Genomic DNA, 21,408 nt, shown 5'->3' on the forward strand with positions numbered 1-21,408 from the left:
GCCATGGATATTCTGCACGCTGCAAACCTGTACTCCTACTACGGAAAGAGCCCAGTAATTCAGGACTTGTCCTTCAAAATGAAAAAAGGTGAGTTTCTGTCCATCCTAGGCCGGAACGGAGTCGGAAAAACCACCCTTTTAAAGACCATCATGGGGCTGACTGACCGGGCCACTGGAGGCTTGCTGTTCGACGGCAGCGAGATTGTGGAGGCCAAGCCCTATGAACGGGCTAAACTTGGCATCGGCTATATCCCGCAGGGACGCGAGGTTATCCCACGCTTTACTGTGCGCGAAAACATCGTGATGGGAACGTATGCACGGGCTGATGGGAAGAGAAATATTCCTGAGTATCTGTTCGACATGTTCCCTATCCTGCGGGAATTCCTGAATCGTCGTGGCGGCGATCTTTCAGGAGGTCAGCAGCAACAGCTTGCAATCGCCCGCGCTTTGGCGATGGACCCAAAGATCCTGATCCTCGACGAGCCTACGGAAGGCATTCAGCCAAATATTGTGAAGCAAATTGAGGAAGCAATCGTCCACCTCAATCGGGAACGTGGGCTCAGCATCATCTTGGTTGAACAAAATATCCCCTTTGCCCGGGCGGCATCGGACCGGTTCATCGTGATGGACAAGGGCCGGATCGCAATGACCGGAGAGAAGAAAGACCTGACCGATGCGGTAGTCGAGGAACATCTGACCTTCTAGCGGAATGAAGAAATCCAGAGAGTTACACCAACAGGAGAAGAGGACCTAGTTATGAGACATGGTGATATTTCCAGCAGCGACAACACCGTCGGCGTAGCCGTCGTCAACTACAAAATGCCGCGCCTGCACACCAAAGCGCAGGTTTTGGAGAATGCGGAGAAAATCGCGGACATGATCGTCGGCATGAAACAAGGCCTGCCGGGCATGGACCTTGTGATTTTCCCTGAGTACAGCACCCAGGGCATTATGTACGACCCAGGCGAAATGATGGAAACGGCAGCCATCATTCCTGGTGAGGAAACTGAGATATTTGCCCGGGCCTGCCGCAAGGCGAATACGTGGGGCGTATTTTCTCTTACCGGTGAACGGCATGAAGAGCATCCCCGCAAGAATCCCTACAACACGCTCATCCTAATGAACAACAAGGGGGAAATTGTACAGAAGTACCGCAAGATTCTGCCTTGGTGTCCGATTGAGGGCTGGTGTCCTGGCGGCGAAACATTTGTTGCCGAAGGCCCAAAGGGGCTGAAGATCAGCCTGATAATCTGTGACGACGGCAACTACCCGGAGATTTGGCGTGACTGTGCGATGAAAGGCGCTGAGTTGATTGTTCGCTGCCAAGGCTACATGTACCCAGCCAAGGAGCAGCAGGTGATCATGGCTAAAGCCATGGCTTGGGCAAATAACTCCTATGTAGCGGTTGCCAATGCGGCTGGCTTCGATGGCGTCTACAGCTACTTCGGTCATTCCGCCATCATCGGCTTTGATGGGCGAACGCTCGGCCAATGTGGTGAGGAAGAGATGGGCATCCAGTATGCGCAGCTTTCGATCCCAGAAATCCGCGATGCACGGGCGAACGACCAGTCACAAAACCATCTCTTCAAACTACTGCACCGAGGGTACACTGGTGTGCATGCGGCGGGGGATGGAGACAAAGGTGTGGCTGACTGCCCCTTTGAGTTCTACCGCAACTGGGTAAATGACGCCGAAAAGACCCGCGAGGACGTCGAAAAACTCACTCGCTCGACGATCGGTGTCGCGCAATGCCCGGTCGGCAACCTTCCGACATCGGCTAAGGAAATGGAGGCAGACTAACGGGCAAAGGCGGCACAGCGTAGAGAAGCCCTCTCCCCCTTGCTACGTTGTGCCGCCGCATTCTGGAAGCAAGTTTGCCATCTGACCTAGAGGTTTCGCAATGCCATTTTTGACGGACATGATTCAAAGTACGCAAAGAGGTGAACTGACAAAGCGCGCCTTGGTGGACGAAAACTGTGCGCCTACAACCGCGGAGATTTCGCCGCAAGCAACCAACTTGTTGAATTCGAGATTTACTTTTGATTTGACCGCAATTGAGTTGGAGTTGCGACGACATATAGTAGGCCAGGACCAAGCTATTGCTTTACTTCTTCAGTATCTAAGAGTCATTCGCGCAGATATTGGCGATCCGCGGAAACCACTTGCCTCGATCCTGTTTTCCGGACCTACAGGCGTAGGGAAAACAGAAATGGTACGCGTACTTGCACGGGCGATGTATGGCGACGCGGATGCAGTCTGCCGCATCGACATGAACACGCTGGCACAAGACCATTACTCAGCTGCCTTTACCGGAGCCCCACCGGGTTATGTCGGGTCCAAAGAAGGTACGACGATCCTTGATCAAAGCAAGATAGAAGGAACCCGCAATCTTCCTGGCATCGTGTTGCTCGACGAACTGGAAAAAGCCAGCGACGAAGTCGTCTTGGCTTTGCTAAATGTTTTTGACAATGGGCTTCTGACAGTCGCCTCAGGCGAGCGTACGGTATCTTTTCGCAATGCAATCATTTTCATGACCAGCAACCTTGGCTCCAAAGAACTCATCAAGCTGCAGAAGCGTTTGAGACTACTCCCTGAGACCAGACTCGGCGCACAGGGGAGCAAACGGTCTGAAATTGTTCTCGATAGCCTTCTAGCTCGCTTTCCTCCAGAGTTTGTCAACCGGATCGACCACATCGAAACATTCAATGGGATTGACTCGAAGGTTGTCCCAGCGATCATCAAGGTGGAGGTTGATAAATTGAACCGGCGGTTACGCAGGCATGGTTGTCAGATCACCCTCAGCTTAGAGGTGGTCGAGTTTCTCTCTCGTCTGGGTTTTGACAATCGGTTTGGCGCACGCGGGCTTCGTCGCCTGCTTCGAAAGCATCTTGAGTTCCCGCTTGCGGAATTCTTGCTTGCTGAAACGAAGGCGGCCGGAGCTGCAATTGAAGATCTTCATATAGTTGCCAGAAAACAGGGCAAAGATGTGAGTTTCGAGCGGATGTAAGTGAGGTAATTTCAGTGACAGCTAAAGATACATGGAAAGTTGGAGTACTATTTTCCACATCTGGTGTGACATCGATCATAGAAAAGTCACAACTCAATGGCGCATTGCTTGCCATCGATGAAATTAACGAAAATGGGGGGGTGTTGGGCAAACCTATTGAGCCTGTGGCATATGACCCCGGATCGGTGGTAAAGCGATACGGTGAGTTAGCCGAAACTCTCATAGTGGAAGACAAAATCAGTGTAATCTTCGGATGCTACATGTCTTCAACGAGAAAAGAAGTTCTACCTATTGTGGAGCGCCGAAATGCCATGTTCTTTTATCCAACGTTATATGAGGGGTTCGAGTACTCCCCCAATGTAATGTACGGCGGAGCAACCCCCAATCAAAACAGTGTGCCGCTTGCAAAATACCTCATGGAAACTCATGGGAAGAGAATTTACTTTGTTGGGTCCGATTATATTTATCCACGCGAGTCAAATCGCGTGATGCGCAATGTAATTCGGCAGGGAGGCGGCGAAGTGGTAGGCGAAGAATACGTTCCGCTCAACGCTGGTGTTCCAAAGTTCAAAAACATCATTGAGAACATCCTGAAAGAGAAACCGGACGCTATTTTTTCGACGGTAGTCGGACAAGGCTGTATCAATTTTTACACTGCGTACTTCAAGGCGGGCGGACGAGGCCTAGATCGACCCATTGCTAGCCTAACGACGAACGAAGCTGAAATCGCTGAAATCGGGGCAGAGGCTTCCGTCGGTCATATCACCGCGGCTCCTTACTTCCGATCAATAATCTCAGAGGCCAATCAAAGATTCCTGGCGAGCTACAAGAAAAGGTTCGGTTCAACAATGGATGTGACAAGTTGTTGTGAGGCAGCCTATTCTCAGGTTCATCTGTTCGCACGGGCATTGCAAGATTGCGGAGAGATGGACACCGACGCGATCCGGGAAGCTTTGCTAGGTATGTCATTTCAAGCACCGCAAGGTGAGATCAAGGTCGATCCAGATAACAATCACACCTACCTTCAGTCCAGAATTGCGGTTGTGAACAACGCAGGTGAGTTTTCAATTCAAAGCAAGGTTCGCCATATGATCAAACCTGATCCCTACTTGGTGTACCCAGCAATTCATGACTGGAGCCTGCAAACTCAGAAAGTAATCGGAGGCTAGTCCGGCCGATGAGCAACTTCATACAAAACCTCCGCGAACTCAATGTAGCAGTTGTGCACCCTAGAGATAAAACGGCAGAAGAGCTTCTGCGGCAAATTCACAGAATTGGTTGTGGTTTTGAAGCGATTTGGCCAATTCCAAGCAGTATCTCCGAGAACATCGACGTTCTGTTCGTTGATGTGAACGAAACCAGTCCAACAGAAATAAAACCGCTGCTAAACAAGACAAAAGGCGAACCACCTGCTGTGATTGCCATCATTGGATATGAGAACCCTTCTGTACTGGACGGGCTTTTCGAAATTGGCGCCCATGCCGTTATCACAAAGCCCTTGCGTGCGACTGGGGTGATGAGTGCGATACTGATGGCGAGACGTTACTGGTCTGAGCGCAGGCGGTTTGTAAAGGATTTGGAAAAGCTCAAGTCACGTGTGGAAAACATTCAGAAGCTGAACGATGCAAAGTTCATCTTGATGCGGCATCGCGGAATCAACGACAAAGACGCCTATGCCATAATACGTAAACAAGCGATGGCGAAACGTGCGACGACGCTTGAGATTGCTCAATCAATCATTAACGCCGACGGAATTCTCAGCGACCTCGGAAATGATTGAATCTTCGACTACTCACTAAAATCAGAACACTATTGGGAGGAACCCAAAATGAACGCGTTGCACGCAGACGCTGTCTATCCGCCGTCCGACGAAACCGTTGCCCGGGCGCATGTGAATGCCGCCAAGTATCAGGAGATGTACGAGGCCTCGCTGTCCGATCCCGAAGGGTTCTGGGGTGAGCAAGGCAAACGCATCGACTGGATCAAGCCCTTCACCCAGGTGAAGGACGTGAACTACAACTTCGGCAATGTCTCGATCAACTGGTACGCCGACGGCACCCTTAACGTTTCCGCCAACTGTATCGACCGCCACCTGGCGGCCCGCGGCGATCAGACCGCCATCATCTGGGAACCGGATGATCCTGAGGAAGCCGCCCAGCACATCACCTACAAGGAGCTGCACCGCCGCACCTGCCGGATGGCCAACATTCTGGAATCCATGGGCGTGCGCAAAGGCGACCGGGTGGTGATCTACCTGCCGATGATCCCCGAGGCGGCCTATGCCATGCTGGCCTGCGCCCGCATCGGCGCCATCCATTCCATCGTGTTTGCCGGCTTCTCCCCCGACGCGCTGGCCGCCCGCATCAACGGCTGCGACGCCAAGGTGATCATCACCGCCGACGAGGCCCCGCGCGGCGGCCGCAAGACGCCGCTGAAGTCGAACGCCGACGCCGCCCTGCTTCACACCAAGGACACTGTGAAATGCCTGGTGGTCAAACGCACTGGCGGCCAGACCACCTGGGTTGACGGGCGGGACCACGACTATAACGAGATGGCACTGGAAGCCGATGACTACTGCGCACCGGCAGAGATGAACGCCGAGGATCCGCTGTTCATCCTCTACACCTCCGGCTCCACCGGCCAGCCGAAGGGCGTGGTGCACACATCCGGGGGTTATCTGACCTATGCCGCGATGACCCATGAGATCACCTTTGATTACCACGACGGCGACATCTACTGGTGCACCGCGGACGTGGGCTGGGTGACCGGCCACAGCTATATCGTTTACGGGCCGCTGGCCAATGGCGCCACCACGCTGATGTTCGAGGGCGTACCGACCTACCCCGATGCCTCGCGCTTCTGGCAGGTCTGCGAAAAGCACAAGGTGAACCAGTTCTACACCGCCCCCACCGCCCTGCGCGCGCTGATGGGCCAGGGCAATTCCTGGGTCGAGATATGCGATCTGAGTGACCTCAAGGTGCTGGGCACCGTGGGCGAGCCGATCAACCCCGAAGCCTGGAACTGGTACAACGAGGTGGTCGGCAAGGGCAAATGCCCGATCGTCGACACCTGGTGGCAGACCGAGACCGGCGGCCATCTGATGACCCCGCTGCCGGGTGCCCACGCAATGAAGCCGGGTGCAGCGATGAAACCCTTCTTTGGCATCCAGCCGGTGGTTCTGGACCCGCAGTCCGGTGCCGAGATCGAGGGCAACGGCGTCGAGGGCGTGCTGTGCATCAAGGACAGCTGGCCGGGCCAGATGCGCACCGTCTGGGGCGACCATGAGCGGTTCGAGAAGACTTATTTCTCGGACTACAAGGGCTATTACTTCACCGGCGACGGCTGCCGCCGCGACGAGGACGGCGATTACTGGATCACCGGCCGCGTCGACGACGTGATCAACGTCTCCGGACACCGCATGGGCACGGCTGAGGTCGAAAGCGCGCTGGTGGCCCACGCTGCCGTGGCCGAGGCCGCCGTGGTCGGCTACCCGCATGACATCAAGGGCCAGGGCATCTACTGCTATGTCACCCTGATGAACGACCGCGAGCCGTCGGACGAGCTGCTGAAGGAGCTGCGCACCTGGGTCCGCACCGAGATCGGCCCGATTGCCTCGCCGGATGTGATCCAATGGGCACCGGGCCTGCCGAAAACCCGCTCCGGCAAGATCATGCGCCGCATCCTGCGCAAGATCGCCGAGAACGACTTTGGCTCCCTCGGCGACACCTCGACACTCGCCGATCCGTCGGTGGTCGAGGACCTGATCGAAAACCGCGCGAACAAGGGATGATAGACACATGAATATGGCAGTACTCACCCGCCCCGCCGTTCTGATCCTGCTGGGGCCTCCGGGCGCCGGCAAGGGCACCCAGGCGCGGATGCTGGAGGAAAAATTCGGCTATGTGCAGCTCTCCACCGGCGACCTGCTGCGCGAGGCGGTTGCCGCCGGCACCGAGGCAGGCAAGGCCGCACAGGCAGTGATGGCGGCTGGCGGTCTGGTCTCGGATGAGATCGTCATCGACCTCCTGCGCGACCGCCTGGCCGAACCGGACTGCGCCAAGGGCGTGATCCTCGACGGCTTCCCCCGCACTACCGTGCAGGCCGAGGCGCTGGATGAACTGCTGGCGGAAACCCAACAGAAGATCAACGCCGCGATCAGCCTTGAGGTGGACGACGCCGCGATGGTCGAGCGCATCTCGGGCCGCTACACCTGCGGCGGCTGCGGCGAGGGCTACCACGACAGCTTCAAGCAGCCCGCCGAGGCCGGCAAATGCGACAAATGCGGCGGCACCGAAATGAAACGCCGCGCCGATGACAATGCGGAAACCGTTGCCAGCCGGCTGGAGGCCTATCACGCGCAGACCGCGCCGCTGATCGCCTACTACGGCAGCAAGGGCATTCTGCAGAAGATCGACGCAATGGGTGACATCTATATTGTAGCTCAGAGTCTGAAAATAATCGTGAAGCTGGTGCGGTCTTAACTGATGAAACTCAACGATTGGTTCGAGCATAAGGGCTGTGCGTGCCGTTATGCTCGAATTCGTTTCCTTTTCTTTGCAAAGGCAACCTTCTGCAGCATCGCCGCCACTCGTGCCTGATGCAGCATTCGGAATTATGGGCTCTCCTGAAACCTTCGCCGCGCTAGACGTGAATGGCCGCGGCTCGCAACGGGCACCGATCAGTGGAACGCTCACAAGGAAAACGCCCGTTATTCTGGCAGTGACGATGTGCTGAGGATTTCTGGCCTCGCTGCACCAGAAAACCCGATCCGGAAACCTATGACCGCATTGCCCCCGCAGGTCACCTTTCCTGCCATCGGTCTCGCGACCCTGATCTGAGTCTCAGCAATGGGCGCCCGTCTCAGATAATCTGCGCTCAGTCGCAAGCATTGTGAGCCAGAGCATAATTATGGTCTCAGACAATCTGAGCCGAAAACGGCGATGATCTCGCGCCCGACGATTTATGATCTCAAGCCGTTACAACTAGGAGCCTTACCTGTTCGACGCTCGCCAAACTGAAGGTAAGACGCTCGAACCGTTCCAGGTGCCGCGCCGCGCTGCCCTAGCAATCATGTATTCCATGAGGTAGCGCGCCTGAAACATGGATCCGTCATGTTCCGTTGGCACGGCCCAGCCAGAATAAATTGCGAACGCGCCTATGTCCGTCTCCATTGAAGGCCAGGCGTCGCCTACAAAGCACCGGGCTACGATCCGCTCATAGCTGCGCGCACCCTGATCATAGCAAGTGATCTCCTGATCCCCGATAAACTTTTCCACGAACGCACGAGCGAAGTAAGCCCAACCGACCCGAAGCTGCACAGATGGGGGTTATGAAGAACAATGGCGGAACATTCACTGGACCGCCAGTTCATCAACACCCAGAACGACCCGTCCCCAGGACGTGATCCGATAGACGTTTGACCCAGCATCTTCATCTGGATCTCGACCCCGTTCGATCAGACCATTTTCGAGAAGCATCCTAATAGATTCCGACACCCTTTCAGGCTGGATGCTAAACACCAAACCTCTGCCGTAAATGAAGCGCAGAACCTGCCGCTCGTGCTCTGTCACTCAACTTGCCTCCATCAGTGTCAATTGCTCGTTTCAACACTATGGTTAATGACGAGCATCCACCAAGACCCGTGAATACTGCTTGATCCAATTGGATCAAGGCCCCAGCATGTTCATCGTCCAGGTGCAGGCCTTATCCCTCCATACCTTTAAGCTGCTTTATCGCTGTTGGGTGACCAAGAGCCGCGGCCTTCTGTCGCCACAAAAAAGCATGAGCATCGGCACCGCGTTCGTCATGCAGTTCCGCAAGTGCTTGGGCCGCTTCTGGAACACCTTCTGCCGCAAGTGTTTCTAATTCCTGAGAGATTGTGAGGGATTTAGCTATCGGCTTGATCACGCACTCAAGAGCGACGCCGAGGGAGAAACCCAAGACGGCAAGGAAAATGATAAATCCAGAGGCATCCAATATGATGGCCTCATACATTGGCATGATGCAATGAGAGGGTTGATTAGTTTCAAGGCAGGCGCGCATTTCAGGAAAATCCGCGATCAGCACAACCGTCATATAGAAAACAAAAATAGCGGACACCAGCATCATAATACGATGGTGGCCCACGAAGCCTCCCCAGAAAAATCTAGTCCCACCGCCCATGCGAGAAATTGCCCGGGCTGCCAGTTTTACACGTAACCAAGTCATTGTGATCCTTTCCGGGTTAAGATTGGTTCGCCGCGCGCCAGACTGAGGGAAGAACACTTGAGCCGTTCCAAGTGCCGCGGCGCGCGAACCTAGCCATCATGTATTCCATGAGGTAGCGAGCCTGGTACATGGCCCCGGCATGTTCCGTTGGCACGGCCCAGCCAGAATAAATTGCAAACGCTCCTATGTCTGTCTGCATCCAAGGCCAGCTGCCGCCGACAAAACACCGGGCCACGATCCGCTCATAGCTGCGCGCGCCCTGATCGTAGCAAGTGACCTCCTGATCTCCGATAAACTCCTCTACGAATGCCCTGGCGAAGTAACCGCAGTTCAGCTCGCCCTCCTGGTCTGGAAACTGGATCGGCTGCCCCATTTCACAGCTATCCACACCAACCAGACGAAACCGCTCCGTCCCATTACCCAGAGTATCGCCGTCGATGATGTTCGGAACAAACGGGCCATAGCTCTGGCCTCCGGCCAGCGGCTCGACATTGGGCGCAATGAACAAAAGCCCTCCCAACAGCGCCAGACAGGCGCCGGTCGCCCGGATCGTCACTCCCCATTTGATCATTGCAGCCACTCCGCCTCGTAGTCCAAAAACAGCGTTCCGCTCTCGCTCAGCTCCACGCGCGGAACTGGTTCTTGTTCAATTCTTTGACCTGGTTTGACGGGGTGGCGATCCAAAACGTGGTTGTAATCTTGCGCGGCCGCGGTTGCCTCCTGCCGGATCCGCGCGCCGGATCTGTTGAGACAATTCAGATAGTCCTCAACCTCGGAAAAGTAGGTCCGGAACTCTTCGCGCATTTCTTCCGGCGAGAACCCACCGTCAGCCAGATACTCCGCATCTGGGCGAAAAGGCTCGATGCAGGTTTCCTGGGCACCGGCCGAACTCGCCCAAACAACCGCTAAGATCAGAGGAATCTTGTCCATCGCGTTCGTCCTTCTACACGTCGCGCCGCCGCGAAAGCCCGATCAGGCTCCCAACGAGGTTGAGTTTTTTGCGGCGGAACCGCTTAAGCATTGCCCGGAGCGCGCCGCCCGGGTTTCTCACTGGATGGGTAGGGTGATTGCGGTTTGCATCAATGATCAGAACGCAGACCGCTGCCTGTTCTGGTCCCATAGCGTGAGCTGCTGCCACCCAGGCACTGTGATTGATCCCAAGGTAAGGTTTCAGGTCTTGTACGGCTTCGATAATGTCCAACATACGAACCCTATCTCGTGCGCCCTGACGTGCCTGAATGTGCAGCTTCATGTCTTCGCTAGCGAGGTCAAAGAGCTTCTGAGGGCTCAAAGTCTCCAAGAATTTCGACTTGAACACCTCCGGCGAAACCACATGCTTGTTTTCTAAGCAATTCGACGGGCCGCTAGGCCCGGCGTCAGAAGAATTTATGTCCGAGGGCTTGCCCGAGGTCCATTTGTGGATGCTGGCATTACATTTTACAGAAGATTCTTTAGTGTTCTCTTGTAATAGGGACCGGAAGTTTTCTTCCGCCTGACAGGAAGAATCCTCGCAAGTTTCAATCAGACTGTCGATTTGTCCACAGAGCTTCCGGCACTCCGAAACATGGGCTTCCAGGTCGTCCAGAGCCATACTGCGAAGCTTTGAGCTATGGGGCCATTGCTCGAAGGCTTCAGTAGCGGCCCAAAAATCTGTGCTGCTGGCAAGCTCCGGTGACGCTGCCTCGATCTGTCGTTTCATATGCCGCAGATATGTGCTGCGCAGCTGAACCAGCTCACGCATCCGCGCCTGGTCAGCTTTGAGACGTTCCCTTAATTCGATCAGGTTCGGCACCAGGTCAATCAGGCGGGAAAAGACGATCCCGCATTGCCCGTAGAATGACCGGCTACCATTGGCCTTTACTCGCTTCTCGATCAGGCCATGTACGGCTTCAAGGGCGTATTCGTCATTCCTCAGTGCGCGCTCGGTCTTGCCCAACGCATATGCTGTGTCAGCCTGGGTGCCGAAATAGACAGGCTCAGCGGACTTCGACGTCCAGTCGCTAGGTCTGGTCCGCCTCATCATATGCCGCAGTGCCTTGAGACGCTTGGCGCCCAAGCCGATAGCCGGGGCAATATCGTCTAGTAGCTCTTCAACATGGCTCCGCTGCCACCCTTGCGGCAGAGCGGGGTAATACTGCTCGTTCATTCCTCTGTCCTCGATTTATTCTGCGAGGCTGAACCAGCAGGCAAAATTTCTCTGTTCGCAAAACTGCGTTTTTTGCTTGCCTGCTTTGTCGGAGGAATGGTAAAATCGTAGGTGACACTTGATCCTACATAAGAGTTGGCGCTCTATGTGGTTTACCAAACCCCCTCGTAAGGTCCGCCTTGCGGGGGTTTCTGGTTTTTAAGGGGGGTGGTTACTGCTCCTTTGATTCTTGTTGTTGGTTTGTGAATAAACTTAACAGATGATAGTGGGCCACCGCAAACTTTCGTGAGTGATGGCCGGCGGCCCACTATATAGGGTTTCAGTAGCGTACAAGCTCTGACCCTATGTTGCCTTCGTAATCCTTCCATTCGACGCCTACAGCCCGCACTCTGCCGCGCCCATCGGGACACCCCTTAACGCGGGGCATTACATAGGTTGGAACCGACTTGGCCGAATACCCGCTCCATGAAAACTCACCCTGCGGCCCGTAGGTACCGACACGGGTAGCGTCATGTTCGCCGCAGTAGTCCCGTTCTTTCCGAACGGTGAATTCAACGTGATACACGCGGATCGAGCGCACAAAGTTGAACTCCTGGCCCGAAATGTCGATGTCAGCCTGGTTCGCCTGGATGATCTGGGCCGCAATCTTTTCAGGGGAAGGGGTGCGCAAAGGTGGGAGAATCGAGGCGGCGTTTGAACTACGCATTGCCGCTTCAAAAACCCGTGAACGGAAACTCGGTTTAGCGGGTGAGGACGCTGAAGCCCCAAGAGGGCAGCGCCAAATTTGCAGCGGCGGCTCGACCGGCCAAGGCGTGATCCGGCGAATGAACTCGGCCCGTGCCGCGCTGCACTCAGGAGACGAAGGCCAGCCGCCTGCCAAGCATAGCAGAATGGCACAATCTATGGGTGCGCCTCCGGGACCCGCTTCGGCATCTTTGCCGCTTCCAGTCACAATCCCCGCTGCCAACAAACAGCCCATGACGAGATTTCTTGAGAAATTTCTAGGTGTCATACGATCCTCCTGGTACCGCAACCCCTACACGAAAATCGCGGGTTGAATAATTCTTAAAAGAGCGTTACCCGACAGGCTGACGCTAGGCCACCCACCAAGCCACTTTCACTTTTTGCTCACATGAACAGAATTTGCAACAGCGCACATGTTTGCCTATGACAAGCGGTAACAAAAATTGCTATGGTATGCGATTTTAAAAATTGCAATTGACATTGATTTACAAGGATGGGACAAAGGCTATGTTGAGGCCGCACTGAAACTCAGAGGACGGCCATGAACAACAGTAAGAGGGCAGAAGGCGTGATCTCGATTTATGATGTAGCTAAGCTACTGAAAGAGAACGCCAAGTTTCATTGCAGGTACGATTACTATGACCTTGGCCGTTCCAACTCTCCTAGATACACGTGCACGTACATCCGTGAAGATGGTTCCGAAGCAGTCCTTATCTCCGTTCGCTATGCAGGCGGTGGTGGGGTCAACAAGCGATTGTTCTCGCTTTGGCCGGGGCTGTATAAGCATCACCGGGAATACGGAGACGGAAGCGAAATCGTGGTCCATGAGGACAACACGATTTCAACCATCAAAGTTGACGGCAAGGGTCGTATCAAGGCTCTTACCGGCCCGCTTGCTTCCCCTCAATCGGATGAAGGCTCTAGCAGCTAGCGGACTTGCCGCAGCGTGCTTGCACTCACCCGCAGCAGCCGAGAAAATTCCGTCAGATAGATTTCGCGTTCTGGCAGAAAACTGTGCGCCGTCCGTGGCGCCGGAAATCATGGCGAAGATTGTTCGGGCCGAAAGCGGCTTCAACAGGTTCGCTATCGGCGTGAACGGGACAAACCGCCGGAGCTACAGCCCAAAATCCCAGGAGGAAGCCGCGCGGATCGCTCGCGAGCTTATTGCTCAAGGCCATTCTATCGACATGGGCTTGGGGCAGATCAACAACGCCAACCTGGGCTGGCTCAATCTTACTGTCGAGACCGTGTTTGACTCCTGCACCAATCTAACGGCTGCAGAGGCGGTTCTGCGGGATGGGTATGATCGCGCCCGCAAGCAGGGTTCCGATCCTCAAACGGCACTTCATCAGGCACTGTCCGCCTACAACACCGGCACTTTCACACGCGGCTTCACCAACGGTTACGTTGAACGCGTGATGGGTGGGGACGTTGAGGCGCCCAAAGTGAACCAAACTCGAACTGTCGAGGTCGCCGGACCAGCAGACGGCACGCCCGCCTGGGACGTGTTTACCTCCGGCTCGAAATCTTCCGCTCTCGTATTTAACTGAAAGGAAAGCTCCTATGAAATCCATCGCTTCACTGACAAACCGGATGGGCGCCCCCCTGAGCATCGCTCTGGTGCTTCTGCTCGGCTTCACAAGCCCGGCCGCCGCTGCAGGCTTTACCGACTTCCTGAACAACGTGGTCAACGAGTTCAATAGCGCCCGCCGCCCGCTGGCCCTGATCGCGGTTATGATCGTGGGTGCCCTGTACATGTTCAACGTGATCGACATGCGCCGGACCGGCCAAGTGATTGTCGGCGTGATCGTGATCTTCGCGGCCGGCGAAATCCTTGACCTGATCGTCGCGTAATCCCCATGGAAGAGGAACGGCTAAATCAAGACAAGCTGTACCTGGCGCTGACACGCCCAGCTATGGTTTTCGGTGTTCCGCTGGAAGCGGCATTTATCTCGGTGTTCGTCGGCGGGCTTGCCATGATCATTGGAGATTCAATCTTCTACCTGGTCCTGGCCGTTCCTCTCTTGGTGATCTCTCACTTCGTCGTGAAGCGTGACCAAAATGCTTTTCGGGTTCTGTTTCGGTTTTTCGATACAGGCGCAAAATGCCGAAACCGCTCCCATTGGGGCGGCTCGTCACCCTCCCCTCTAAGGCTCAAGCGTACTTACAAAATTGAGGAAATCGACTGATGGGCTTCAGCCGCGCATTGAAACGGGAAATTACGGCAACGGACTACCTACCGTTCGTGCGCCATGCCGATGAGCACACCATCATCACGACCAATCGTGGTGCATTCCAGATGCTCAAGATTGAAGGCGCATCGTTCCGCACCGCGGATACGAGCGGCATCAACTCGCTTCACGACGGGCTGAACCATTACATCCGCAATATTGCTGACGATAACGTCATTATTTACACACACATCATCCGCAGTGAGGATCCGAGCTATCCTGACGGCGATTTCTCCTCCGAATTTTCTGGTTGGCTCGACAACGCCTACCGCGAGCAGATCCAAGGGAAACGCCTTTACCGGAATGATATTTATCTCACCATCTATATGCAGCCGCGCGGCCTGGCCGGTTCGCGGTTTGCCACAGGCGTAAAGCGAGCCAGGAAGAGCCAGATCGAAGCGGATCAGGACATGCTTGAACAGCTCGAAGATAAAACGGCTGTTCTTGCCAAAAACCTTTCACGCTACGGTGCCCGTAGGCTTGGGCTGGTGAACAGCGAGCATGGCTTTGTCTGCTCGGAGCCGATGGGCGTATTGCGTCAGCTCATCACCGGCCGCTACGAGCTGACACCTCTGGTCAGAGGAAGCATTGGCTCCGCGATCTACACCGACAGAGTGATTTTTGGCCGCGAGGCTCTGGAAATCCGGCACCCGGCAGATTCCACCTTCGGCGCTATGTTTGGCATCAACGAATATCCCTCGACCACGCGCCCCACGATGTTGAGCGACCTTCTGACCGCGCCGTTTACATTTGCCCTATCGCAGTCCTTCCGATGTGTGGCGAAGTCCGAGGCGATCAAAACGATTAAGCTCAAAGAAGGCCGCATGCGGAATGCTGGCGATGATGCCGTATCTCAGGCAGACGAGCTGAGAACCGCACGTGATGATCTCATGTCGGGCAACTTCGTCATGGGCGAACACAATATGTCCCTGCTAATCTTCGGCAGTGACCTGAAGGCGCTACGGGCAAATGTGTCAGATGCGAGCAACCTCCTGCAGAACTCAGGAGCTGTTGTTGCACGCGAAGATCTAGGCATTGAAAGCGCGTTCTGGGCTCAGCTCCCGGGCAATCACTCCAAGCGGCTGCGCCCTGCCCTTATGACCAGCCGCAACTTTGCGGCCCTTTCTCCGCTTCACAACTACCCCACAGGGCATCGAGACGGAAACCATTGGGGCAAGGCTGTTGCCAAGCTGAAAACCAGTGCGGACAGCTCTTTCTATCTCAACCTGCATGTCGGGGACATAGGACACACTGCGGTCTACGGCCCGACCGGTTCGGGGAAAACGGTCGTCTTTAATTTTGTCATGTCTCAGTTTGAAAGACTTAAGGTAAAACGCATTCTTTTCGACAAAGACCGCGGCTGTGAAATCTTTGTACGCGCTGCCGGTGGCACATATCTTGCTCTCCATACTGGTGAATGCACCGGATGCGCTCCTTTCAAAGCGCTGGATCTGACGCCCGCCAATGCAGCTTTCCTTGTGGCGCTGACAAAAGCCATGCTTTCAGACCCTCAGCACCCGTTTACGGCAGACGACAACGCGCGGATTGAAGCGGCCATCAATGGCCTCGGAAATGTGCCGCAAGAACAGCGCTCTGTTTCCGTGCTGCGGGAACTGATCGGTTTTGGTTCCGGCGAAGCAGACGACATTGGCAACCGTCTGAGCAAATGGGCCGACGATGGGCGATTGGCCTGGGTATTCGACAATGATCGGGATGAAATCGGGTTTGAGGATACTCTTATCGGTTTTGATATTACCTCCTTCCTGGATGATCCCACGATCCGCAACCCTATGATGATGTACCTTATGCAGAGGGTGGAACAGCTGATCACCGGGCAGCGCATTGCCATTGTCATTGATGAGTTTTGGAAAGCCTTAGCTGACCCTTTTTTTGAAAGTTTCGTGAAAGACAAGCTGAAGGTGATCCGAAAACAAAACGGGATTGTTATCGCGGGAACGCAATCGACCTCCGATGTTCTTAATAGCTCCATTGCTCGGACTGTGATCGAACAGTGCGCTACGCAAATTTTCTTCGCTAACAAAAATGCAAAGGCTAGTGAGCTGACTCAGGATTTCGGGCTAACAAACCGTGAAGCACAAATAATCCGGAATGAGTTGTCCATCGGCCAGTTCCTGATCAAGCAAGGCGGAAACTCGGTGGTTTGCGAACTGGATCTGCGCGGCCAGGATGATGCCCTGGCGGTTCTTTCCGGGCGTACCGAAGAAACCCAGCTGATGAACAGCATCAGGGCACAATACCCTGACCCTGCTCAATGGCTTCCCATCTTCCACATTAAACGAAAGGACTTGTCATGAAGATCAAGGCTGTACTGCTGCTTTCCGTCCTGGCCTTCACTCAGCCCGCCTTTGCTGGCGGTGTGCCGGTTATCGACGCAACGGCCATCGCCAATGCGAAGCAAGAGTTCGCTCAAGAAATCGCCCAGATGGTCAAGGAACTGGAAGAGGCCAAACGCCTTTACGATTCAGTGAATGGCCTCACAGACATGGCTGATATTGCCGCTGCTCTGAACAACCCCCAGGTTCGGGAGCTGCTGGGTCCTGACGCGATGCAAATCGCAAGCTCTCTCGATATCGACCTGAACGAACTTGGCGACCTGTCTGGTGCTGCACAAGGCTTCTTGGATCACACTCGGGTGACTTCAGATGCAGTTTCTGCCGAAGATTTTTATCGCCAGGAACTCGACCGCATCGGTGCGCAATCGGCTCGTGATGCAGCGATCGGGGATCGCATTGTTCAGTCCGCCGATGATCGGTTGGCCGGCTTGGAACGCTTGCGGCAGGCAATTGGCGGGGCATCCACGCAAAAGGAAATCAACGCTCTGCAAACGCGGCTGCAAGTGGAATCCGCCATGCTCCAAAATGATACCAACCGGATACAAGGGCTGGCGATGTTGCAAGAGGCTCAAACCAAAGTCGAAGAGCAACGCAATCGGGAAATTAGAAATCAAAACCGCGAAGCGAGAAGCGACGCCATAAGGAATATGTTCAGTGACCAATAAAGCTCTAATCCTTCTAGCCGTTGTGTCTGCACCTTTGCTCAGCGCCTGCAAAGGTGAGGAGAACAAGACCGTCGAATTCTACATTCAACACCCCGACGAAAGAGCAACGATGCTGTCCAAATGTGAGATCACCGATGCGGCTCAACTTGAAGCAAACTGCAAAAACGCAGCAGAGGCGCAAAGGACTGAAAACCGGAAGTCCAGAAGTCAATCCATTCAGGAGCTATTTGGCTCTGCAGACTAGAGGTGCGTAATGATCCAGGGTCTATATGATAGCCTCATTGCGGCGTTCACACAGCAGACTGACGCTGTTGCTGCTGGTATGTCTGGCGCGCTTGCTGCGCCTCTTACTGCTGCAATGACCTTGTACTTGATACTGTATGGCATCGCCATCATGAAGGGCGTGATCCAAGAGCCTGTTCTGGATTTTGCCATTCGCGGGATCAAGTTGGCAATCATCTGGAGCCTGGTATCTTCTGCCGGTGATTACACCCAGTGGGTCAGCAGCACGATCAATCAAGGTATTCCGGAGTTTATCAACGGCATAACAGGCGGCGCCGGAACAATTCCTGGTGACTCTGTTATGAGGCAAGCTGATCTGTTTGCCTCTGAAGCGGCTGAACGTCACGCCTCTGAAGGTTGGACAGGCGCTCTTATCGGTGAGGTCGTTTATTACTTCATCATGGGGTATGCGTTGTTGTTTGCGGGCATTTCTCTTGCAGCGGCCCTGGCAACTACGTTCTTTCTGTCAATTTTAGCCGCCATTGGCCCTTTGTTTATATGCTTCGCATTGTTCGATGCCACTCGTGGCTGGTTCTTCTCTTGGCTGAGCCAAATTCTCAACTTCGCTCTTGTGAAGCTCTTGGTGATCGTTCTCGCGATTGTCATGACCGGACTGATTGCGAATATTGCGGCTCAAACAAACGGGGTTGATGCCACAGGAGCATACTTTGCTTTCCTCGTTGGTCTTACCTGCGGAATTATATTCTTCCTGCTGATCCCTTCCATGGCATCAGGTCTGTCGGCAGGGGCGCAAGCCTCGACTGGTATGCTTCAAAGAGCCGTCGAAAAGAGCTTGGGAAAACCATCTAGCGGCGGTGGCTCTGGCGGCTCTGGCGGCTCAAGCGGGAGCGCATCACGGCGATGATTTCAGTTCCTAAGCAATAGCAAATCAGCTCCTTCAACTCGTACAACAAGGTTCCTCTATGAAACAGATCGTCATTCTCGCCCTGCTTGGCGTGGCAGGGTGCGCAACAACTACGCCTTTGCCCACCGTACAAGGCTCAATCGTTCGCCCTCTCAATCCGACACAATGGGACTACCAGGAAGCGCTTCAGCGCAAACAGTCAGAGATTGGCGTCAAAGGAAATGGAGCGACCAATGATCCAGAGTGATAAAGAGCTTCAGGAGTATTTTAACCAGGCCCGCACCTTTGATCAGGACAGGCTTTCTGCTGCGCAGCGGTCAAAACTGTTGGCCTGGTCCGTAGCTGGGGTTTCCAGCTTAATCGCAATCGCCAGTGTCACGGCCGTCGCCTTCTTGGCCCCTCTGAAAACGGTTGAACCATTCGTGATCCGGGTCGATGAAGCCACAGGCGTTCCCGAAGTCATGACGGCGCTTACCGATGGCCGGGAAGTTTATGACGAGGCCATCGCCAAGTATTTCTTGGCGCTCTATGTCCGCACACGCGAAGGCTATTCCTATGCCGCGCGCAGCGTCATTTTTGACCATGTGCAGATTATGTCCGGCCCGGAAGAACAGACTGAATTTGCGGCCCACTACAACGCCTCGAACCCGGACAGCCCGCAATACATCTTCGGCAAAAAGACCAAGGCCGAAGTACAAATTCGTTCGGTTTCCTTCCTGGACGACGGGCTGGCTCAAGTTCGCTTTTACCGCGTCACCAAGAACGAGGACGAGGACCTGGAACGGCGCAGCCAATGGGTCGCGACCCTCACCTACACATTCGATGGTCAGGCTGAAATCAGCTCACAGGACCGCATGATCAACCCGCTCGGCTTTGTCGTCACCGACTACCGTGCAGATCCGGAGGTGGTGCAATGAAACGCTTTGTTCCTCTCGTCGCCGCCTGCCTATTGGCAGCTTCCCCTACCTTCGCGCTGGATGTTCCTAACCCCAGCACCTCGGACAGCCGGGTTCGGTCCGTCAACTACAATGAATGGGACGTGGTGCGTGTCGTCGGCACGGTTCGAACGGCCGTTCAAATCGTGTTCGCCCAATCCGAAGAAATCTTGGACGTCGGTGGCGGTGATACCGTCGCCTGGGAGTTCAAGCCGCGGGGTAACATCCTTTATCTGAAAGCCCGTGAGCCTCATCCGCCAACCAACCTTCAGATTGCAACCGTCCGTTCCGACGGCACCACTCGGACATACTCTTTCGAGCTGATCACCCGCGAAGGCGACATCATGGTGAACAACCGCGATGTGTATTTTCAGGTGCGTTTCCGCTATCCCCGCGATGAAGCTGAAGCCCGCCGGGAGGCGCGCGCAGCTGAACGGCAAGCAGCGCAGGAGCAAGCAGCGCGCTCTCGCCTGTCGGCCTCTGTGGCGCACTCAGGGACCAAAAACTGGCAATACCTCGCAGCTGGCTCGCGCAACCTGCAGCCGTCCACCGTCTATGACAACGGAGATATGACGGTTCTGACCTTCAAGCGCAGCAATCGTTTGCCGTCTGTCTACATGGTCGGAACCGATGGGGAAGAACGCCTGGCAAACACCACCGTTCACCGTAACGAGGTGATTGTGCATGGCGTTGCCCACGAAATCCGCCTCCGCCTGGGGCGGGAAGTCACTGCCATCTACAACATGGGCGTTGGCAAGGGGCACACAGCGATCAGCACCAGCACAACCAGTCACCGCGTAAATCGCGAAGTCATTGGAGGGAGCCAATAATGGCAATTGATCAAGACAGCCCCACCGATGGGCAGACCCTGGACGGTGAACGCGGCATCACCTCGATTGCTGACAGCAAAGCCAAGGCTGGCGGTTCAGACATGGGGAAAAAGCTCGGCGTGGCCGCGGGCATTGCTTTTCTCGGCGTTCTCGCATTTCTGCAATGGCCTTCCGCTGAGGAACAGCCGGTCGAAGAGGTGACGGAAAGCACCCGCCGTATTCGATCTGGCAGCCAGTTTCAGCCCGCAGATATTGCAGAACCGCAGCCTGAAACCCCGGCGCCAGCAACTCCCCAGGTCGAAGAAAAGCCTGTTGGCCCTATCGAGCGGATCAGAATCGAGGAACAGCAACTTCCGGCCGAACCATCCCAAGCCGAACTGTTGTTTGAAAGCTCAAAACGGGCTCCGCTGATGGCATTTGAAGGCACGGCCAGAAGCACCCCTCAAGTGAACGCGGACGGGGCGACTGGCGGCAGTTTGTTTGGAAGCGCTGATAACGGACAGGGCCAAGGTATTTCCGGCCTGGCGACGGAATTGCAGGCAACAAAGCTGAACAGCTCCATGGCAACCGTCCTGGAAAACCCTCACCTGACGATTACTCAAGGGACCATGATCCCTTGCGCGCTCGATACCGCCATGGATTCATCCCAACCTGGGATGGTCAGATGCACGGTCACAGACAACATCTATTCGACCACCGGCACCGTCATTCTTTTGGAAAAGGGGACGCGCATTGTCGGGCAGTATCGCGGGGGCCTGCAACGCGGGACAAAACGCCTCTTTGTTATCTGGACGCGGGCAGAAACACCTCATGGCGTGGTGGTCACTCTTGACTCGGCCGGAACTGACGGCCTCGGCCGCGCTGGATTCAACGGCGACATTGATACTCAGTTCTGGACGCGCTTCGGCGGCACCATTCTGTTGTCTGTGATCGACGATGCCTTGGCCGGCTATGCGGCCAGCCAAAGCAATGCTGACACCATTGAAAACACTACGGATGGCGTGAGCAGTCTTGCCCAGACTGAACTGCAAAGCACCATCAACGTCCCAATCATTCTGCGTAAGAACCAAGGTGAAGAGGTTGCTGTTATGGTGGCCCGAGACCTTGATTTTTCGAACGTATACCGCCTGAAAACGAGGTAG

General features: G+C 55.0%; 25 protein-coding genes. 19 read left to right on the plus strand and 6 right to left on the minus strand.

The window, feature by feature from the left end:
• Positions 1-3 precede the first annotated feature (3 nt).
• From urtE to O4H53_RS24465, 7 genes are all read left to right on the plus strand, one after another.
• Positions 4-705, plus strand: coding sequence for an urea ABC transporter ATP-binding subunit UrtE (gene urtE, locus O4H53_RS24435; protein WP_269367585.1), 702 nt, complete (start codon positions 4-6; stop codon positions 703-705).
• Between the two features lie 51 nt (positions 706-756).
• Complete coding sequence (locus tag O4H53_RS24440) at positions 757-1,800, plus strand: aliphatic amidase (protein WP_269367586.1); 1,044 nt, start codon at positions 757-759, stop codon at positions 1,798-1,800.
• 100 nt (positions 1,801-1,900) lie between these two features.
• The gene (locus O4H53_RS24445) at positions 1,901-3,007 is read left to right on the plus strand and encodes an AAA family ATPase (RefSeq protein ID WP_269367587.1); all 1,107 of its coding nucleotides are present in this window, start codon (positions 1,901-1,903) and stop codon (positions 3,005-3,007) included.
• 14 nt (positions 3,008-3,021) lie between these two features.
• The gene (locus tag O4H53_RS24450; protein WP_269367588.1) at positions 3,022-4,176 is read left to right on the plus strand and encodes a transporter substrate-binding domain-containing protein; all 1,155 of its coding nucleotides are present in this window, start codon (positions 3,022-3,024) and stop codon (positions 4,174-4,176) included.
• 8 nt (positions 4,177-4,184) lie between these two features.
• Positions 4,185-4,787, plus strand: a complete 603-nt coding sequence (locus O4H53_RS24455) for an ANTAR domain-containing response regulator (RefSeq protein ID WP_269367589.1) — start codon at positions 4,185-4,187, stop codon at positions 4,785-4,787.
• Positions 4,788-4,835: 48 nt separating this feature from the next.
• Positions 4,836-6,797, plus strand: a complete 1,962-nt coding sequence (gene acs, locus O4H53_RS24460; protein ID WP_269367590.1) for an acetate--CoA ligase — start codon at positions 4,836-4,838, stop codon at positions 6,795-6,797.
• 7 nt (positions 6,798-6,804) lie between these two features.
• Entirely contained in the window at positions 6,805-7,488 is a 684-nt protein-coding gene (locus O4H53_RS24465) for an adenylate kinase (RefSeq protein ID WP_269367591.1), read from the plus strand.
• Positions 7,489-8,358: 870 nt separating this feature from the next.
• On the opposite strand, the gene O4H53_RS24470 is transcribed toward O4H53_RS24465, so the two are convergent.
• The 6 genes from O4H53_RS24470 to O4H53_RS24495 form a co-directional block, all read right to left on the minus strand.
• Positions 8,359-8,577, minus strand: a complete 219-nt coding sequence (locus tag O4H53_RS24470; RefSeq protein WP_269367592.1) for a hypothetical protein — start codon at positions 8,575-8,577, stop codon at positions 8,359-8,361.
• 133 nt (positions 8,578-8,710) lie between these two features.
• Positions 8,711-9,214, minus strand: a complete 504-nt coding sequence (locus O4H53_RS24475; RefSeq protein WP_269367593.1) for a hypothetical protein — start codon at positions 9,212-9,214, stop codon at positions 8,711-8,713.
• A 16-nt stretch (positions 9,215-9,230) separates the two neighbouring features.
• Complete coding sequence (locus tag O4H53_RS24480; protein ID WP_269367594.1) at positions 9,231-9,785, minus strand: thermonuclease family protein; 555 nt, start codon at positions 9,783-9,785, stop codon at positions 9,231-9,233.
• On the minus strand, positions 9,782-10,144 hold the full coding sequence (locus O4H53_RS24485) for a hypothetical protein (RefSeq protein ID WP_269367595.1): 363 nt from the start codon (positions 10,142-10,144) through the stop codon (positions 9,782-9,784). The genes O4H53_RS24480 and O4H53_RS24485 overlap by 4 nt, the downstream gene beginning before the upstream one ends.
• 13 nt (positions 10,145-10,157) lie before the next feature.
• Positions 10,158-11,360 carry a replication initiation protein RepC gene (repC, locus tag O4H53_RS24490; RefSeq protein ID WP_269367596.1) on the minus strand — a complete coding sequence of 401 codons (1,203 nt, stop codon included), beginning with the start codon at positions 11,358-11,360 and terminating at the stop codon, positions 10,158-10,160.
• A gap of 319 nt (positions 11,361-11,679) precedes the next feature.
• Positions 11,680-12,372, minus strand: coding sequence for a hypothetical protein (locus O4H53_RS24495; RefSeq protein WP_269367597.1), 693 nt, complete (start codon positions 12,370-12,372; stop codon positions 11,680-11,682).
• 273 nt (positions 12,373-12,645) lie between these two features.
• Between O4H53_RS24495 and O4H53_RS24500 the strand changes: the two genes are divergently transcribed.
• Genes O4H53_RS24500 through virB10 form a run of 12 tightly spaced genes read left to right on the plus strand, consistent with a single transcriptional unit; the run spans position 12,646 to position 21,408 of the window.
• Positions 12,646-13,035, plus strand: a complete 390-nt coding sequence (locus O4H53_RS24500) for a hypothetical protein (RefSeq protein WP_269367598.1) — start codon at positions 12,646-12,648, stop codon at positions 13,033-13,035.
• Positions 13,016-13,654 (plus strand): lytic transglycosylase domain-containing protein, encoded by a 639-nt coding sequence (locus tag O4H53_RS24505; protein ID WP_443069639.1) that lies wholly within the window; start codon positions 13,016-13,018, stop codon positions 13,652-13,654. The genes O4H53_RS24500 and O4H53_RS24505 overlap by 20 nt, the downstream gene beginning before the upstream one ends.
• 13 nt (positions 13,655-13,667) lie before the next feature.
• Entirely contained in the window at positions 13,668-13,958 is a 291-nt protein-coding gene (locus tag O4H53_RS24510; protein ID WP_259966423.1) for a TrbC/VirB2 family protein, read from the plus strand.
• 5 nt (positions 13,959-13,963) lie between these two features.
• Complete coding sequence (locus O4H53_RS24515) at positions 13,964-14,293, plus strand: type IV secretion system protein VirB3 (RefSeq protein WP_129373426.1); 330 nt, start codon at positions 13,964-13,966, stop codon at positions 14,291-14,293.
• On the plus strand, positions 14,293-16,650 hold the full coding sequence (locus tag O4H53_RS24520; RefSeq protein WP_269367600.1) for a VirB4 family type IV secretion/conjugal transfer ATPase: 2,358 nt from the start codon (positions 14,293-14,295) through the stop codon (positions 16,648-16,650). The genes O4H53_RS24515 and O4H53_RS24520 overlap by 1 nt, the downstream gene beginning before the upstream one ends.
• A complete protein-coding gene (locus tag O4H53_RS24525; protein ID WP_269367601.1) occupies positions 16,647-17,354 on the plus strand; it encodes a type IV secretion system protein in 708 nt (235 codons plus the stop codon). Before O4H53_RS24520 ends, O4H53_RS24525 begins: the two co-directional genes overlap by 4 nt.
• Positions 17,344-17,598, plus strand: coding sequence for an EexN family lipoprotein (locus O4H53_RS24530; RefSeq protein ID WP_129373423.1), 255 nt, complete (start codon positions 17,344-17,346; stop codon positions 17,596-17,598). The genes O4H53_RS24525 and O4H53_RS24530 overlap by 11 nt, the downstream gene beginning before the upstream one ends.
• A gap of 9 nt (positions 17,599-17,607) precedes the next feature.
• Positions 17,608-18,501, plus strand: coding sequence for a type IV secretion system protein (locus O4H53_RS24535; RefSeq protein ID WP_269367602.1), 894 nt, complete (start codon positions 17,608-17,610; stop codon positions 18,499-18,501).
• 58 nt (positions 18,502-18,559) lie between these two features.
• Positions 18,560-18,748, plus strand: a complete 189-nt coding sequence (locus O4H53_RS24540; protein ID WP_129373478.1) for a hypothetical protein — start codon at positions 18,560-18,562, stop codon at positions 18,746-18,748.
• The gene (locus O4H53_RS24545) at positions 18,735-19,418 is read left to right on the plus strand and encodes a virB8 family protein (RefSeq protein ID WP_269367603.1); all 684 of its coding nucleotides are present in this window, start codon (positions 18,735-18,737) and stop codon (positions 19,416-19,418) included. The genes O4H53_RS24540 and O4H53_RS24545 overlap by 14 nt, the downstream gene beginning before the upstream one ends.
• Positions 19,415-20,266 (plus strand): P-type conjugative transfer protein VirB9, encoded by an 852-nt coding sequence (gene virB9, locus O4H53_RS24550; RefSeq protein WP_259966431.1) that lies wholly within the window; start codon positions 19,415-19,417, stop codon positions 20,264-20,266. The genes O4H53_RS24545 and virB9 overlap by 4 nt, the downstream gene beginning before the upstream one ends.
• Positions 20,266-21,408 carry a type IV secretion system protein VirB10 gene (virB10, locus tag O4H53_RS24555; RefSeq protein WP_269367604.1) on the plus strand — a complete coding sequence of 381 codons (1,143 nt, stop codon included), beginning with the start codon at positions 20,266-20,268 and terminating at the stop codon, positions 21,406-21,408. The genes virB9 and virB10 overlap by 1 nt, the downstream gene beginning before the upstream one ends.

Source organism: Sulfitobacter sp. G21635-S1 (assembly GCF_027213915.1).
Classification (GTDB): domain Bacteria; phylum Pseudomonadota; class Alphaproteobacteria; order Rhodobacterales; family Rhodobacteraceae; genus Sulfitobacter.

Excerpts from the sequence above, each read along its gene's own strand:
- virB9 (WP_259966431.1), top strand. The coding sequence starts at position 19,415 with ATGAAACGCTTTGTTCCTCTCGTCGCCGCCTGCCTATTGGCAGCTTCC.
- acs (WP_269367590.1), top strand. The coding sequence starts at position 4,836 with ATGAACGCGTTGCACGCAGACGCTGTCTATCCGCCGTCCGACGAAACC.
- O4H53_RS24445 (WP_269367587.1), top strand. The coding sequence starts at position 1,901 with ATGCCATTTTTGACGGACATGATTCAAAGTACGCAAAGAGGTGAACTG.
- repC (WP_269367596.1), bottom strand. The coding sequence starts at position 11,360 with ATGAACGAGCAGTATTACCCCGCTCTGCCGCAAGGGTGGCAGCGGAGC.
- O4H53_RS24520 (WP_269367600.1), top strand. The coding sequence starts at position 14,293 with ATGGGCTTCAGCCGCGCATTGAAACGGGAAATTACGGCAACGGACTAC.
- O4H53_RS24465 (WP_269367591.1), top strand. The coding sequence starts at position 6,805 with ATGAATATGGCAGTACTCACCCGCCCCGCCGTTCTGATCCTGCTGGGG.
- O4H53_RS24440 (WP_269367586.1), top strand. The coding sequence starts at position 757 with ATGAGACATGGTGATATTTCCAGCAGCGACAACACCGTCGGCGTAGCC.
- O4H53_RS24515 (WP_129373426.1), top strand. The coding sequence starts at position 13,964 with ATGGAAGAGGAACGGCTAAATCAAGACAAGCTGTACCTGGCGCTGACA.
- O4H53_RS24505 (WP_443069639.1), top strand. The coding sequence starts at position 13,016 with ATGAAGGCTCTAGCAGCTAGCGGACTTGCCGCAGCGTGCTTGCACTCA.
- O4H53_RS24485 (WP_269367595.1), bottom strand. The coding sequence starts at position 10,144 with ATGGACAAGATTCCTCTGATCTTAGCGGTTGTTTGGGCGAGTTCGGCC.
- O4H53_RS24495 (WP_269367597.1), bottom strand. The coding sequence starts at position 12,372 with ATGACACCTAGAAATTTCTCAAGAAATCTCGTCATGGGCTGTTTGTTG.
- O4H53_RS24545 (WP_269367603.1), top strand. The coding sequence starts at position 18,735 with ATGATCCAGAGTGATAAAGAGCTTCAGGAGTATTTTAACCAGGCCCGC.
- O4H53_RS24455 (WP_269367589.1), top strand. The coding sequence starts at position 4,185 with ATGAGCAACTTCATACAAAACCTCCGCGAACTCAATGTAGCAGTTGTG.
- virB10 (WP_269367604.1), top strand. The coding sequence starts at position 20,266 with ATGGCAATTGATCAAGACAGCCCCACCGATGGGCAGACCCTGGACGGT.
- O4H53_RS24525 (WP_269367601.1), top strand. The coding sequence starts at position 16,647 with ATGAAGATCAAGGCTGTACTGCTGCTTTCCGTCCTGGCCTTCACTCAG.
- O4H53_RS24540 (WP_129373478.1), top strand. The coding sequence starts at position 18,560 with ATGAAACAGATCGTCATTCTCGCCCTGCTTGGCGTGGCAGGGTGCGCA.
- O4H53_RS24480 (WP_269367594.1), bottom strand. The coding sequence starts at position 9,785 with ATGATCAAATGGGGAGTGACGATCCGGGCGACCGGCGCCTGTCTGGCG.
- urtE (WP_269367585.1), top strand. The coding sequence starts at position 4 with ATGGATATTCTGCACGCTGCAAACCTGTACTCCTACTACGGAAAGAGC.
- O4H53_RS24535 (WP_269367602.1), top strand. The coding sequence starts at position 17,608 with ATGATCCAGGGTCTATATGATAGCCTCATTGCGGCGTTCACACAGCAG.
- O4H53_RS24475 (WP_269367593.1), bottom strand. The coding sequence starts at position 9,214 with ATGACTTGGTTACGTGTAAAACTGGCAGCCCGGGCAATTTCTCGCATG.
- O4H53_RS24500 (WP_269367598.1), top strand. The coding sequence starts at position 12,646 with ATGAACAACAGTAAGAGGGCAGAAGGCGTGATCTCGATTTATGATGTA.
- O4H53_RS24510 (WP_259966423.1), top strand. The coding sequence starts at position 13,668 with ATGAAATCCATCGCTTCACTGACAAACCGGATGGGCGCCCCCCTGAGC.